Below are 14535 nucleotides of genomic sequence, written 5' to 3'. Positions count from 1 at the left end.
CGGGCCTGTTTTTCATATGGTGTAAGTCCACGGCGGCGGAGGTGGTTGTGCGCGACCCCTTGGCAGAACCTTCGGACCTGATTCGCAGCGTGTCCCGAGCGCTACGGGTGCTGGAGTCGGTCGGTCGCGCCCCGAAGGGCCTGACCGTCAAGCAGATCGCCCGGCGCTGCGAGCTGACCGTGGCCACGACCTACCACCTGGTCCGCACCCTGGCCTACGAGGGCTACGTGATCCGTCGTGAGGACGGCACGTACATCGTGGGGTTGGAGGTGGCCGACCGCTACCGGGAGCTGGTGACGGCCTTCCGGGGCCCACCGGCGGTAGGTGAGACGCTGCGCCGGGCCGCCCTGGACTCCGGCTACAGCCACTACCTCGGCCGGTTCGTCGGTGGCCAGGTGGCGCTCACCGCCGTCGCCGAGGGGCACCGCTCGCCCTACCTGGAGGATCTGGTCCCCGGCTTCGATGAGGGGGCGCACGCGACGGCGCTCGGCAAGTCGCTGCTGGCCACCCTCACCACCGACCAGCGCCACCGCTATCTGCGCGAGTACGGCATGCGCCCGTTCACCACCGCCACGCTCACCACCGCCGAGAGTTTCGAGGCGGACCTGGCCGCCGGCGACCGGCGCGGCATGCAGTTGGAGATGGGGCAGTTCCGGCAGGGTGTGGCCTGCGCCGCGGTGCTCGTCGCACCGGACAAGGACATGGAACGTCGGGTGGTGCTGGCCTGCGCGTTGCCGGCCAGCGAGATGATGACCTCGGCCCGGGTGGTCCGCGCCAGGCTGCTCACCGTGGCCCGCAGTGTGGCAGACGGCATCGCCGCCGACAACTGACCGCCGAGAGGCCCTCTCCCCGGCTGGGAGAGGGCCTCTCGGGGCGGTCCAGCGCCGGACCGCCGGAACAACGTCAGCGGCCGGGCGGCCGCGGGTACGCCGTCAGCTGCCCACCGGGCCGCCGCGGGTACGCCGTCAGCTGCCCACCGGGCCGCCGTCGAGACGCCAGGTGACCACCACACCCGGCTTGGCGTAGTCACCGTCCGGCCAGTTCGAGGCCGGGTTCTCCACCGAGGCGCCGGTGATCTCGCCCGGGTGCTGCACGGCGACGAAGACCGAGCGGTTGTCGCCGGTGATGAACGGGCCGCAGGTCTCCGCGCCGAGCGGCACGGTCAGGAACTGCTTGAGGTGACCCCGCTCCGGGCCCTCCACGGCGGTGGCGAACAGGCCGTCGTTGCTGCCCAGCGCGTTGCCGTCGGTGGAGATCCACAAGTTGCCGGTGGCGTCGAAGGCGACGTTGTCCGGGCAGGAGATCGGGGAGACCTTGGTCTTGTCGTACCCGGCGAAGAAGGTCGACGGGTCGGTCGGGTCGCCGCAGACGATCGGCAACGACCACGCGAACGACTCCGAGGTGTTGTCGCCCCGGTCCTCGACCAGCTCCAGGATCTGCCCGTGCTTGTTCGCGTTGCGCGGGTTGGCCTCGTCCGCCTTCGGGTTGCTGCCGACACCACGGTTGGTGTTGTTGGTCAGCGCCACGTACACCTTGCCGGTGAGCAGGCTCGGCTCCACGTCCTCGGGGCGGTCCATCTTGGTCGCGCCGACCTTGTCACCGGCGAGCCGGGTGAAGGTGAGCACGTCCGCGGCGGTCATCCCGTCGACGAACGACCGGTTCCCGCTGACCAGCTTGATCCAGCGACCCCGGCCGTTGAACGCGCCGTCGGCGGGGAGCTTGCCCGAGCCGTCGATCTCGGCGGCGCTGGTCTGGTCGAGCTTCGCCACGTAGAGCGTGCCGGACTCCAGCAGGGTCAGGTTGTGCTTGCGGGCAGCCCAGGAGTTGCCCTTCATGAACTTCTTGTCCGAGACGAACTTGTAGAGGTAGTCGAACCGCTCGTCGTCGCCCATGTACGCGACCACGTGGCCGTCCTTCGCGACGATCACGTTGGCGCCCTCGTGCTTGAACCGGCCCATCGCGGTGTGCTTGCGCGGGCGGCTCTCCGGGTCGAACGGGTCGATCTCGACGACCCAACCGAACCGGTGTGCCTCGTTGGGGTGCTTCGCCAGGTCGAAGCGCTCGTCCGCGCGCTCCCACTTCCGGCTGCCGCTGGGGTAGCGGCTGGCGGTGCCGATGCCGTAGCGGTCCAGCTTCGGCTTCAGCTCGGCCGGGGCGGCGTCGGCCCCGACGAAGTACTGGTTGAAGTTCTCCTCGCCGGAGAGCACCGTGCCCCACGGGGTCACGCCACCGGCGCAGTTGTTCAGCGTGCCGACGACGGTGCGGCCCCTGGGGTCGGCGGCGGTCTTCAGCCAGGCCGAGCCGGCCGCCGGGCCGGTCAGGTCGAACTTGGTGCTCAGGGCGGTGACCCGCCGGTTGTACGGCCGCGGACCCTTGCCGACCGGCTGCCACTGCCCGGTGCCCGCGACCCGCTCCAGCTCCACCACGGACATGCCGTGCGCGGCCATGGCGGTGCGCAGCTGCTCCACGGAGAGCCCGTCGAGGCCGGGGAAGGCCGGGAACATCAGGTCCTCGTTGGTGTACTCGTGGTTGACCACGAGCAGCGCCCGCTTGCCCTGCTTGTCCAGCGGCAGCACGCCCACGAAGTCGTTGTTGTAGCCGAACTGCTTGGACTGCGCGGCGGCGGTCTGGTGGTGCAGGTCGAACTCCGGCGCGCCCGGCAGCACCGGGTCACCCCACTTGATCACCACGGCGTGGTCGTAGCCGTTCGGCACGACCAGGGTGTCCAGCTTGTTCGGTGGGATCGGCTTGAAGGTCAGCGCGCCACTGCCGACTCCGGTACTGGGACGGCCGAAACCCATGGCCTCCGGTACGTCCGGGGTGGCGGGGGCCGCCACGGCCGGGGCCGCACCGGCGAGCGCACCGGCCGCCGTGCCGCCGAAACCAAGCACCAGCGCGCCGACCGCGCCGGCCCGGACCACGCCACGCCGCGACACCTCGGTGTTCACCACGTCACCGAAGTACGCGTTGTCGGAGGTGTTCGGTACCGGGTGGTCACAGGCGTTTCCGCACCGGTAAAGACAGGTCATGGCGTCGCGGGTGCCATGGCGGGCGCCGTTCAACAGGGGGAGCAGCCGGGGACGGTCGCTCATGGGAGAGGCCTCCAGGGAAGTCGGTGGCACGACAGGCGGCGTACCCGCCGGACGCTAGGAGGACGTGGTGAGCACGCGTCGGCCACGATGTGAACCGGGCATGAACACCTCTCCGGGCGGCAGCCTTCTGACCTCGGTCTGAACCGTTCGGCGTGACGGCACGTATTCCCGAGCGGACGCACCGCCGGACGCGCGCCGGAAGCGAGGAGACCGCCATCAGCGACCACGACGCCCAACTGCTGCGCGCGCTGCACGACGAGCACGCGGAGGCGCTGTACGCCCACGCCCTGCGGCTGGTGAACGGGGACCGGCAGCGGGCCGAGGACCTGGTGCAGGAGACGCTGCTGCGGGCCTGGCGACATCCGGAGTCACTCGACCCGCGGCGCGGTTCGGTGCGGTCCTGGCTGTTCACCACCGCCCGCAACCTGGCCATCGACGCCTGGCGGCGGCGGTCCACCCGGGTCGGCGAGGTGTTCACCGACGAACTGCCCGAGCCACCCGAGGTGATCGACGAGGCCGAGCGCGCGGTGGAGGCGTGGACCGTCGCCGAGGCGCTGAACCGGCTCAGCCCGACCCACCGCGAGGTGCTTGTCGAGTGCTTCTACCAGGGGCGGTCGGTGGCCGAGGCGGCGTCCCGCCTGGGCGTACCGCCAGGGACCGTGAAATCCCGCACCCACTACGCGCTGCGGTCTCTACGGTTGGTCCTTGCCGAGATGGGGGTGACGGGATGACCCGGTGCGAGTTCGCGTACGACGACGGCGCGTACGTGCTGGGTGCCCTGGCACCCGCCGAGCGGGCGGCCTACGAGCGGCACCTCGGCGGTTGCGCCTCCTGCCGGGAGGCGGTCGCCGAGATCGCGGTGCTGCCCGGTCTGCTGGGGCGGCTCGACCCGGCGGGGCTGGAGCAGATCCTGCCGCCGCCGGCCCCACCCCGGGTGCCCGCGCTGCTCGACGAGGCCCGCCAGCGCCGTCGTCGGGAACGCGCCGCAGACCGACGACGGTACGCACTGACCACACTCGCCGCCGCTGGGTTGGCGCTGCTCGTGGGTGTGGGCACCGCTGTGGCGCTGCCCCGGCCGGTCAGCCCCTCCGGGCCTCCCGTCGCGCAGGGCACGCCGGCTCCGCGGGTGTCGATGGTCGCCATGCGGCCGGTGGCCAGCACCGGGCCGGTCCACGCCGACCTCGGGCTCACCGGCACCAAGTGGGGCACCGAGGTGACCATGCGCTGCGGGTACGACGCGCGGACGAGTTACGGCAAGGCGTACCCGTTCCGACTTGTGGCGCGTGGCCCGAACGGTGCCACCGAGCAGATCGGCTCCTGGCTGGCGGCTCCCGGTGACGACCTCAGCTTCACCGGCGCCACGAGGTTCACCGACGCCGAGCTGGTCAGCGTAGAGCTCCAGAAAGCCGACGGCACCCCCCTACTAACCTACGCAGTCCCGTAACCACCCCACCCTCGCCCCTGACGACCCCGCCCTCGCCCCTGCCCCGCCCTCGCTGTTGCCCCGCGCCTGTGCCGCGCCGCGCCTGTGCCGCGCCGCGCCTGTGCCGCGCCGCGCCTGTGCCGCGCTGTGCCGTGCCCGTGCCGCGCCCGCGCGGTGCCGTGCCCGTGCGGTGCCGCGCCCGCGCCGAGTGTTCGGCGCCAAGATCCGCGCAACATCGGGGATGTTGCTGTCTCGCGCGCCTTTGAGGCAGCAACATCCCCGATGTTGCGCGGGGCGCGGGGCGCGGGGCAGGGCGCGGCGGGGCGCGGGGCGGCGGGGCGCGGCGGGGTGTGGGGCGCGGCGGGGTGTGGCGGGGTGGAGTGTGGGGCGCTTGCCCGAACTAGGGCTGGGCGGGCACCACCACTCCATGATCGACCGCAGGTGCGGGTTGGCGGCGGGTGCGGCGGGAGGTGCGGATGGCGTCGGCGGTGAAGACGACCAGGGCCAGCCAGACCAGTGCGAAGCCGGCCAGGCGGGCCGGCGGCATCGGCTCGTGGAAGATCAGCACACCGCAGGCGAGCTGGAGGATCGGCGCCAGATACTGGATCATGCCGAGGCCGCTCAGTGGCAGTCGGTTGGCCGCCCCGGCGAACAGCAGCAGTGGAATCGCCGTGGCCGCGCCGGCCAGCACCAGCAGCGCGGTGTGCCCGGCCGAGACGTGCCCGAAGGCCAGGTCGGCCTTTGCCGTCAGCCAGGCGAGGTAACCGAGAGCCGGCAATGCCAGCACCGCCGACTCGACGAAGAGCCCTTCGGCCGCCGGCAGTCCGAGTCGCTTCTTCACCAGGCCGTAGCCGGCGAAGCTGAACGCCAGGGTCAACGCCAGCCAGGGCAGTCGGCCGTAGTCGACGGTGAGCACCACGACCGCCGACCCGGAGATCCCCAGCGCCACCCACTGCGCCGGGCGTAACCGCTCCCGCAGCACGGTCACCCCGAGCAGCACCACGACCAGCGGGTTGATGAAGTAGCCGAGCGCGGTCTCCACGACCCGGCCGGAGTTGACCCCGTAGATGTAGGTGCCCCAGTTGACCGCGATCAGCGCGGCGGCGGCGACGATCCCGGCCACCGCCCAGGGGCGGCGCAGCAGCGCCCGCAGGAAGCCGATGTTGCGCAGCGCCGCCAGCAGCAGGGCCACGAAGACCACCGACCAGACGATCCGGTGGGCCAGGATCTCCAGTGGGCCGGCGGGTCGCAGCAGCTTCAGGTAGAGCGGAAAGAAGCCCCAGAGCAGGTACGCGCCGAAGCCGTAGAGGTATCCCAGGCGGAGTGGCGTCACGCCTCCACCGTAAGGGGCGTATCGCTGCTTTGTTCCTTTCCGGTGAGCGGGGTCACCGGGGGTCGCCGGTCCAGCTGCATCCATCGCTGCGGGACCTCCAGCGGCGTGAAGCCCACCCGCGCGTACACGTCGTGGGCGTCGTTGGTGCAGAGCAGGATCCGGCGTACGCCCAACTCGGCCAGGTGGTCGCGGACCGCGCCGGCCAACCACCCGCCCAGCCCCCGACCACGGGCGGCGGGGTCCACGTACACGTCGCAGAGCCAGGCGAAGGTGGCGCGGTCCGTGACGACCCGGGCCACCGCCACCTGGCGGCCGTCCTCGGGGCGGTAGATGCCGAACGGTAGCGAGCCGGCGAAGGCCCGCTCGATCGTCTCCCGGTCCCGTCCGAGCGCCCAGTACGCGTCGGTGGACAACCAGTGGTGCACGAGCCCCAGGTCGATCCGCGCCGGATCGGTGCTGAGCAGGAAACCATCGTCATTGGTCAGCGAGAACATGCCGCGACGTTAACCGGGGGGATGGGCGCTCGGGCCTGTCGATTCCCGAACTCTGGTCACCGGCCCACCCCGGGGCTCCGGCCGAGGTCGGAGCGCCCGGGCGGGCCGGATCGGTGCCTGCTGGCCGCCGGTCAGTCCCGGTCGAGGACGGCGCCGAGGATCCAGGTCACGATGCTCACGAAGAGGGCGCCGAGCACGGCGGCCGGCCAGAAACCGTCCACCGAGAACGGCAGCCCGGCCTGGTCGGCGATCCAACTGGTGAGCAGGAACAGCAGACCGTTCACCACCAGGGCGATGAGACCCAGGGTCAGCAGGTAGAAGCCACAGCCGACGGTCTTGATGATCGGCTGGAGAACCGCGTTGACCACGCCGAAGATCACCGCCACCAGCAGCAGCGTGGTCACCGTCTCGGTGGCCGAGTTCGAATCCAGGGAGATGCCCGGAATGAGGAGCGTGGCCAGCCAGAAAGCCAGAGCTGTGCTGGCCAGCCGAATCAGCAGACCTTTCAGAAAACCCATGGCGGGGATCGTGCCACGGACCACGCACCGGCGTAACCCGGCAACGGGCCAACCTGACGGCTCAGGCGCGCGTGGGCGACCCGATCAGTTGCGCCTCGATCGGAGTGGGGGAGAGCAGCGCCCACCGCAGCGCCCGGCGGTTGACCACGGCCACCATGTCTTCCCGGATCCTGGTCAACCACTCCGCCGAACCGCCAAGCCCCAGCGCGGCTCCGGCCAGGGTGGCCTCGGCGGCGGTCAGTGGCTGTAGTAACGCCAGGTCGGCCCGGCTCAACGCGTCCACGTCGGCCGGGGTCAGCTCGTCCCGTACCACGAGGGTGGCCCGCCACGGCGGGCCCGGCGCGGCCTCGGCCGTCACCGGCCCGGCGTCGACGACCAGCAGCAGCGGACGCAGCGCGGTGCCCACCCCGTCGGCCACGGCCCGACCGGGCGGGAGCAACGGGATCGTGCCCGGCGCGCCGACCCCCCGGACGAACGGCTCCCAGGCGCGTGGCCTGGCGGTCTGCACCACCACCAGGGCACCGAGCGCCAGCGCGCGCAGGGCCACCAACTGGGCCGCGCGCACCCCACCGACGAGCAGCACACGGGTGCCCTCCGGGCGGAACAGCCGGACGGTGACGGCGCGACCGTGCCGGTTGGTGCCGACCATCAGGCCCGCGTCACCGAGGGACAGCTCCCAGCCGTCCACCGCAGCGCCGGGCTGCGCCCCGGGGGTCGGTGGGCGGGGCTGCGCGCCGGGCGCCGTCAGCGCCAACGGCAGCGTGGCGGCCAGCCCGCCCAGGTGGGCGCCGTCGAGCCGGCGCAACTCGCCGCCCAGGTCGGTCACCAGGCGGACCAGCGCCTCGGTGGCAGCCGCCAGCTCGGTCGGCGACCCGGCCGCCAGGCGTACGGTCAGCTCCGTCGGCACGCCGGTGGTCGGCGACGGACCCGACGACACCGCGGTCGCCGGCGATGGACCTGCGCAGATCGACACCGTGGTGGCAGTCGCCGGCAGCGTGAGCAGACGAGGCACCAGTCGGCGTGCCGACGTGGCGCCCGCATCGGGCCACCGGACGAGTCGGAAGGTGGCCTGGACCAGGGTGCCGGACCGGACTGCCGACCAGGACTCCCGAACCTGATCGCCGTCCTGGTGGGCCAACTCGCCCAGGACGCGCAGTGCGGCGGGCACCCCGAGCGGTCGCGCGGCCAACGACCCGAGCCGGCGGACGATCCGGCGGACCGTGCCGGCCAGGACGCGGCGCAGGTCCTCCTCGGACCAGCCGTTCACCCGCAGCACCCGGACCGCCACCACCGCCCGTTCGCGCCCCGCGAGACGTCCGTCGGTGAGCTGCCGGTACGACGTGCCGACCGTGCCACCGGCGCTCGGTACCGGCGCCGGTGCGCCGGCGAACAGCAGTTGCAGCATGAGCGGAGGTAGATCCGGAGCGGCCGGGGGGAACAACGCGGCCGGGGTGGGGATTGTCTGGGACGCGTCGCCGAGCAGGTCGCCGGGGTCGCCGAGCTCCAGGAGCGCGACCATGCCCGTGGTGTCCTCCAGGACGGCCGCAGGCCCGCCGGTCAGCTCGGTCGAGCGGACGACGGTGCCCGGGGCGACCAGTTCGAGCAGTTCGGCCGCGCCGGCCGGCCCGGTCAGCGCCCGGCGGCGGGTGAGGTGCCCGATCGCGGTGGCCAGCCACTCGAAGAGCCAGCGGCCCCGAACCGGCACCCAGGCCGCCGCCACCAGGAGCATGGCCAGCAGTACGGCCACCGCGACGAGCGGTGCGGACCGGCCGAGGGCGAGGAGGACGAGCGCCGCCGCGACCTGCACGGTGACGAGTTGCCCGACGCGCGCGCCGCCGCCGGCGCGACGGACGGGTGCGACCCAGCGCCGCACCCGCGACGGCCGACGGGGAGCGCGCTGAACGGCCGACCCCGGGCCATGGTCGGTGGGTCGGCCCGGCCCGGTCGCCGGTGCGGAGGCACCAGCCTCGGGCCCGACCGGAGCCGGTGGGTGCGGCCCTCCGGTGGTGATCGCCGGCACCGTGCCTCCTCGACCAGTGGGGACCGGGTCGGGCGGCCCGTCCGCCCTCCGGCGGCCCGTCACGCGCCGCGACGTGGCTGCGGCACATCGTAAGCGACCGATGGCTGTCCCGGTTGTCCACAGGGGAAGCCCGGGGGGTAGCAGAACCGCTACGAGGTCGCTACCGTCAGCCACGAAGTCCTTCGCTGACCCGTGTCTCAGTGCTCGACGACCGGGCCAAGCGACGACGCGTCACCCACGGTGGGCGTGTCGACGGCCAGGTGCGATCCGAGAGACGAGGTGACGTCCGGGTGTCCCAGACCAAGGCAGAAGCAGCGGTCATGCAGCAGACCGCAGCGAAGTTCGAGCAGGTGGACCAGTCGTTGCAGTCCATGCTGACCGGCCTGCTGGCCGAGCTGGAGGTGTTGCAGCAGGCCTGGCGTGGTGCTGGTGGCCGGTCCTTCGAGCAGGTCAAGCAGCAGTGGTCACAGGACCAGGCAGCCCTGCACCGCGCGCTGCGCGAGACCGCTGGCGCGATCCGCACCGCCGGTCGGCAGTACGACGCGTCCGATGACGAGGTGGCCAGCCGGGTGGCCGGCACCAACCGCGGCGGCATCCAACTGCCGCTCTGATCCCGCTGGGGAGGGGAATCCGATGGACCATGGTGTGCTGGTCGTCAACTTCGCCGCGCTGCAGCAGGCCGGCGCCGACATCCAGAAGGCGTTGAACACCCTCGACTCGCAGCTCGGCCAACTCGAACGCGACGCCGCTCCGCTCGTGGCGAGCTGGACGGGCGAGGCGCGGCAGGCCTACGAGCAGCGGCAGGCGCGGTGGCGCTCGGCCTCGCAGGACCTGCAGGGCATGCTGCGTGACATCAGGTTGGCGGTGAACGACTCCGCCACCGACTACCTGGACACCGAGAAGAAGAACACCGGGCTGTTCCAGTGAGCAGTGTGGGCCGGGAGCGCTGACCGTGTCCGGGTCAGCGCCCCGCCCGCAGCCGGCTGGAGGTCACGGCCGTGTGCGGGCGGGCTCAGGCCGGGCCGGCCGGGCGCCAACGTCGACGGACGCCCCGGGGCACCACCAGGGCGAGCAGCGCCACGGTGACCGCCGTCATGCCGACTGCCGCGCCGACAAGCAGAGCCCGGTCCCGGGCGGCGGCCCGGCGGGCCTCCCGGGCGAGCTGCGCCGGGTCGGCCCGATCGTCGGCGAGCGCGGCGGCCGGCCGAGCACCGGCCGCACGGCCGCCACTGGTCTCGGTGACCGCCCGGTAGGGGTTCAACACCCCGGCGCCGTACCCGCCGCCCCGGCCCGGAGCCGGATCGACGGTGGCGATGATCCGCTCGGCCACCTGGGCGGCGGTCAGCTCCGGCCGGTACCCCCGCAACAACGCGGCGGTGGCGGCCACGAACGGCGCCGCGTAACTGGTGCCTTCGACCCGGTGGTGGCCGGCACCGGGTGCGGCGGTCAGCACCTCGCTGCCCGGCGCCACCAGATCGACGTACGAGCCGGTCTGCGAGAACGTCGCCCGTCCACCGTCCGCGCCGATCGCACCCACGCCGAGCACCCCGTCGTAGCCGGCCGGGAACGGTCGGGGGTCCCCGCTGTCGTGCAGGTTGCCGGCGGCGGCCACCAGCACCACGTCCCGGTCGACCGCGTACCGCACGGCCGAGCGGACCTCCGGGTCGTCCGTGTACAGCACGACGGACAGGTTGACCACGTCGGCGTCATGGTCGACGGCCCACCGGATGGCCCGGGCGAACTCGTCGGCGCTGACCGTACGCCCCGACTCCCGCCCCTGCACCACCTGCTGCTCGCTGACCCGCACGGGCAGGATGCGGGCACCCGGCGCCAGGCCACGGAAGGCGACGTCGGGACGGGGTGCCGCCGCGATGATGCTCGCCACGCCGGTGCCGTGCCCGGCGCAGTCCCGACCACCGTCCCCGCCGGGGTCGAGCAGGTCGGTGCCGGCCAGCACCCGCCCGGCCAACTGCGGGTGCGCCCGATCGACCCCGGAGTCGACCACCGCGACTGTCACTCCGACGCCGGTGGCCAGCGGCGCGAGCCGCGCCGGGTCGTACCGCTGCTGTGGCCAGGGCGTGGCCGCGACCGGCCGGACGGGGGCGAGTGGGGTGGCACACGTCGGGGCCGCGCGGAGCCCGGCGGTGGCGGCGACTGTCGGAAGGGCCGGTACGGTCAGCAGGCTGGCGGCCAGACCTGCGAGGACCGGGCGCGTGAACGATCGGGACATCGACACCCTCCGTATCGTGTCGGATCCGGAACGGGATGTTATCGCCTCGTGCGCGCCTCGGCGGGCCGCCGCCGGCCAGCCATTGTGATCTTGGTACCACCTTGTAGGTTGTACGCGATACCTGTGGCCTGTTCTCGGAAGGGGAGGTGGCCGTGACCGAATGGGAGCCGGCCACGGAGGCCGAGGTGGCGATGCGCGATGCGCTGCGCGCCAACGATCAGGAGCTCTACTTCCGGCTCCTGTCCCGCACCGATGTGCTGCTGCCGGTCTCCGCGCCGGCGCAGCCCGGCCAGCCACCCGCCGGATGGGGCACCTGGACCACCGGTGGCCGGACCCACGTCCTGGCCTTCACCTCCGCCACCGCCCTGCGGGCCTGCCTCGGCGACCATGCCGGCAGCAACCGCCGCATTCCCTTCGCCGACCTCGCGGCCACCTGGCCCAACCACGAGTGGTGGCTTGCCGTCAATCCGGGTCTGCCGGTCGAGGGTTACCTGCCGGCCTGGTTCGTGTCACAGCTGTCCCGAGGCGACGTGCGACTGCCCGGCCGGGCCATGGGTGCCCGCGCTCGCCTGGAACGGGCCGAGACGTTGGCCCGCACCCGCCCCGGCACGTCACCCCGGGACGCCGCACCAGCGGCTGGGCCGCCGCCGGCGGCGGGGGCGTTCCCGTCCGGGCCGGACTCCGGCACGGCTGGGCCGATCCCGCCCCGAAGGGCGCCCCGGGTGGGTGCTCCTCCGGCGGCGGGTCCGGCACCCCGGCCACCCGTACCCGCCGAGCCGCTGCGCCGATCGGGCGAGGACGAGCTTCCCGCCGCCGGCCAGCGGCACCCCGCCGAGCCGCCCCGGCCCGCGACAGGCAGCGGAATCCCGCCCCGCGCCGGGCGGCCGTCCCGGTTCACCCCGTTGGCGTCCGCCGGCCCCACCACGGACCGTTCCGGGCCGAGCGTGGGGTGGCCGGCAGCGACCCGGCCGAGCGACGGCGACGGCTCTGCCGTGGATAACGGCAACAGTGCTCACCAGGCCGCACCTCGGCGATCCTTCTTCGACCCCAGCCCGGCCCGCGACCCAGCTCCGGGTGGGGGCCGTCCCGGTGACCGGGCGGCACCGCCGAGCCGGTTCGGGCGGGGCAGCCAGCCCTTCCCTCGCCGGCGTCCGGCCGATGCGCCGGCCGACGAGACCGCGACGCGGGCCTTTCCGATGGCGGCGGACCCGGCAGCCACCCCGCCGCTGCGCCGGCCGGAGGGTCGCCACGGCACGTCCCGCCCGGAGGACGGTCTTGGTGCGTCCCGCGGGATGGGCGCACCGCCGTCCGGCGAGGAGATCACCCAGCCGCTGCCTCCACGTCGGCACAACCCGCTTGCCGAGGAGCCCACCCGCGCCTTCCGGATGACCGGTGAATCTCCACCGACCCGCGCCGCGGGTCGGCCCGGTTCGGCGGAGGAGACGCAGGCGATCCCCCAGGACCGGCCGGGCCCGTTCGTGCCGGCAGAGGATCTGCCGGCCTCCGTCGCGGAGCCGGTCTCCGGGCCGCCCGCGCCGCGCCGGGGCTTCACGCCCATCGTCATCGAGGGCACCATCATCGAGTCCCGCGACCTCACCGACCCGGTCGAGAGCAGCGCACCGCCCGAGGCGGCCCGCCGGCCCAGCCCGGCCGAGACCGCCCCGCCGCCATTCGGCGCGCCGCCTCCCGGTCCGGGTCTGTTCGGCTCATCGTCGCCCAGCCCCAGCCCCAGCCCCAGCCCCAGCCCCAGCCCCGCCGTGACCGCCCCGCCGCCGTTCGGTGCGGCGCCTTCCGACCCGGGTCTGTTCGGTCCGTCGTCCTTCGCTCCGAGCCCGTACGCGCCGGCGTCGTTCCACCCCGGTCAGCCCGACCCGAGCCCGTCCATTCCGACTCCCGTGCTCGCGGCAGAGGCCGGCGTCGGCCTGGCTGATCCGCGCGTCGACGACCCGGTCAGCGCCGATCGCGCCGACAGCGGTGGTGCGTCGGGCGGCCCGGTCGGTCCGGGCCGGGCCGACAGCGCGGGCGGCGGCGGCGAGAGTCTGTTCGGGAGCGACGGTCCGGAGCCGTCGGCCGACGAGCCGGCGCCGGTCGAGTTCGATCCGGCAAACACGGTCGAGGAGGACCTGCTCAGCGCCGCCGGCTCCGGCAGCACCGACACGTTCCTGTCCACCCTGCTGCTGGCCCGGGTGCTGCTGCCGGCGGCACCGGATTCGGTGCGCGGAAGCCGCCCGGGAGACCCGGGCTTCGTCTGGCGCACCGGGCAGCTCGACGGCGAGACGTACGTGGTGGTCTACACGTCGTCCGAGCGCCTCGCCGACCACGTCGAGGGCGACGTCGACACGGTCCGGGTCAAGTTCGCCCAACTGATCCGCCGCTGGCCCGACGAGGACTGGTCGTTCGCCGTCAACCCGGGCACGCCGGTCGGCGCCAAGTTGCCCGGCGAGCAGATCGTCGCGCTGGCCAACTGGGCCGCCGAGGTGGGGCTCGGGGACGACCTGGAGGTAGACCAGGAGGAGGCGCCGGCCGTGGCCGAGCCCGCCGCCCGTCCCCGGTACGCCCCCGCAGCGGTCGATCCGACCCGGCCCACGGTCATGCAGAAGGCGATCGCGCCCAGCCAGCTCGCGTACTACCTGGATCGCGGCTACGACCGGGTGTCCGGGTTCGTGCACCGTGCCGGTGAGCTGTCCCACCTGACCACCCCGGCTCAGCTGCACGAAGCGCTGGGCCTCAGCTACCCCGGCTCACCGTTCGCCCCGGACGCCGAGGAGATCTACGTGCTGCGCTGGCCGGCGCACCGACCCAGCCTCTACCGCATCCCGTACGGCGGGCAGAACGAGCCGGCGATGCGGGCCATGGAGGGCTGGGTCATCGAACGCCCGCCGTTCCGGGGCAACGGCTTCGCCCCGGGCGAGAGCAGCGACGTGGTGGCGGAGTTCAAGGTGGACAGCGCCCGCCTGCCGCACGGCGCCCAACTCTGGCGGATCGGCGCGGACGGCAGCGAGCGGGTGGTCGCCGAACTGGACACCGACTCGGTCACCTGGCGACGGGTCGGGGAGGCGTGATGCGCGACGGTTACGTGGCCCGCTGGCAGGGCCGGGAATACCAGGCCAGCCCGGACGGCGACGACATCCGGCTCTACCAGCCCGAGCCGGGTGAGGGCTTCGAGGAGGTCCGCGCGGGCCGCTACGTCCGGGTGCTGCCGGCGAGCGAGATCGAGGATCTGGCGTACGTGCGGACCACCTGCACCTGGCAGGGGCAGCCGTTCATCGTGCTCGGAGAGCATGACGCCTGGCTGCGGGTGGAGTACACCGGCGGTCGTTGGCCGGTGGCCGAGGCGATGCGGCTGGAGGTCTTCGACTTCGGCGTCTACCAGGGTTGGGCGCCGGCCGCGGAGGTCACCGACCTGCGCGAGCAGCGGGTCTGAC

General features: G+C 73.4%; 13 protein-coding genes. 7 read left to right on the top strand and 6 right to left on the bottom strand.

Annotated features, from left to right (window positions below; genetic code table 11):
* Nucleotides 1–47: 47 nt before the first annotated feature.
* Nucleotides 48–830: an IclR family transcriptional regulator C-terminal domain-containing protein gene (locus tag AB0C15_RS24500; protein WP_357355542.1), complete on the top strand. Its 783-nt coding sequence runs from the start codon at nt 48–50 to the stop codon at nt 828–830.
* Nucleotides 831–965: 135 nt separating this feature from the next.
* On the opposite strand, the gene AB0C15_RS24495 is transcribed toward AB0C15_RS24500, so the two are convergent.
* The gene (locus tag AB0C15_RS24495; RefSeq protein ID WP_357355540.1) at nt 966–3092 is read right to left on the bottom strand and encodes a PhoX family phosphatase; all 2127 of its coding nucleotides are present in this window, start codon (nt 3090–3092) and stop codon (nt 966–968) included.
* Between the two features lie 215 nt (nt 3093–3307).
* On the opposite strand from AB0C15_RS24495, the gene AB0C15_RS24490 reads away from it, so the two are divergent.
* Together AB0C15_RS24490 and AB0C15_RS24485 are read left to right on the top strand one after the other, a co-directional pair.
* Entirely contained in the window at nt 3308–3823 is a 516-nt protein-coding gene (locus AB0C15_RS24490; protein WP_357355660.1) for a sigma-70 family RNA polymerase sigma factor, read from the top strand.
* The gene (locus tag AB0C15_RS24485; protein WP_357355538.1) at nt 3820–4536 is read left to right on the top strand and encodes a zf-HC2 domain-containing protein; all 717 of its coding nucleotides are present in this window, start codon (nt 3820–3822) and stop codon (nt 4534–4536) included. The genes AB0C15_RS24490 and AB0C15_RS24485 overlap by 4 nt, the downstream gene beginning before the upstream one ends.
* Nucleotides 4537–4915: 379 nt before the next feature.
* Here the strand turns inward: AB0C15_RS24485 and rarD are convergent, their stop codons facing one another.
* The 4 genes from rarD to eccE form a co-directional block, all read right to left on the bottom strand.
* Entirely contained in the window at nt 4916–5848 is a 933-nt protein-coding gene (gene rarD / locus AB0C15_RS24480) for an EamA family transporter RarD (RefSeq protein WP_357355536.1), read from the bottom strand.
* Nucleotides 5845–6342, bottom strand: coding sequence for a GNAT family N-acetyltransferase (locus AB0C15_RS24475; RefSeq protein ID WP_357355534.1), 498 nt, complete (start codon nt 6340–6342; stop codon nt 5845–5847). Before AB0C15_RS24475 ends, rarD begins: the two co-directional genes overlap by 4 nt.
* A 131-nt stretch (nt 6343–6473) precedes the next feature.
* On the bottom strand, nt 6474–6860 hold the full coding sequence (locus AB0C15_RS24470; protein WP_091395522.1) for a phage holin family protein: 387 nt from the start codon (nt 6858–6860) through the stop codon (nt 6474–6476).
* A gap of 61 nt (nt 6861–6921) precedes the next feature.
* Nucleotides 6922–8880, bottom strand: a complete 1959-nt coding sequence (gene eccE, locus AB0C15_RS24465; RefSeq protein ID WP_357355532.1) for a type VII secretion protein EccE — start codon at nt 8878–8880, stop codon at nt 6922–6924.
* A 290-nt stretch (nt 8881–9170) separates the two neighbouring features.
* On the opposite strand from eccE, the gene AB0C15_RS24460 reads away from it, so the two are divergent.
* Complete coding sequence (locus AB0C15_RS24460) at nt 9171–9491, top strand: WXG100 family type VII secretion target (protein WP_357355530.1); 321 nt, start codon at nt 9171–9173, stop codon at nt 9489–9491.
* Between the two features lie 22 nt (nt 9492–9513).
* Nucleotides 9514–9807, top strand: coding sequence for a WXG100 family type VII secretion target (locus AB0C15_RS24455; RefSeq protein ID WP_357355528.1), 294 nt, complete (start codon nt 9514–9516; stop codon nt 9805–9807).
* 85 nt (nt 9808–9892) lie between these two features.
* Here AB0C15_RS24455 and mycP read toward each other — a convergent pair whose 3' ends face one another.
* A complete protein-coding gene (gene mycP / locus AB0C15_RS24450) occupies nt 9893–11110 on the bottom strand; it encodes a type VII secretion-associated serine protease mycosin (RefSeq protein ID WP_357355526.1) in 1218 nt (405 codons plus the stop codon).
* A 152-nt stretch (nt 11111–11262) separates the two neighbouring features.
* Between mycP and AB0C15_RS24445 the strand changes: the two genes are divergently transcribed.
* Together AB0C15_RS24445 and AB0C15_RS24440 are read left to right on the top strand one after the other, a co-directional pair.
* Nucleotides 11263–14172 carry an SseB family protein gene (locus tag AB0C15_RS24445; RefSeq protein WP_357355524.1) on the top strand — a complete coding sequence of 970 codons (2910 nt, stop codon included), beginning with the start codon at nt 11263–11265 and terminating at the stop codon, nt 14170–14172.
* On the top strand, nt 14169–14534 hold the full coding sequence (locus AB0C15_RS24440) for a hypothetical protein (RefSeq protein ID WP_030486287.1): 366 nt from the start codon (nt 14169–14171) through the stop codon (nt 14532–14534). The genes AB0C15_RS24445 and AB0C15_RS24440 overlap by 4 nt, the downstream gene beginning before the upstream one ends.
* The last annotated feature ends 1 nt before the right edge of the window (nt 14535 follow it).

This window comes from Micromonospora sp. NPDC048835, from assembly GCF_040649995.1.
Classification (GTDB): Bacteria; Actinomycetota; Actinomycetes; order Mycobacteriales; family Micromonosporaceae; genus Micromonospora.
Note: the sequence above shows the minus strand (reverse complement) of the source record. Positions and strands in the feature narration are given on the sequence as shown.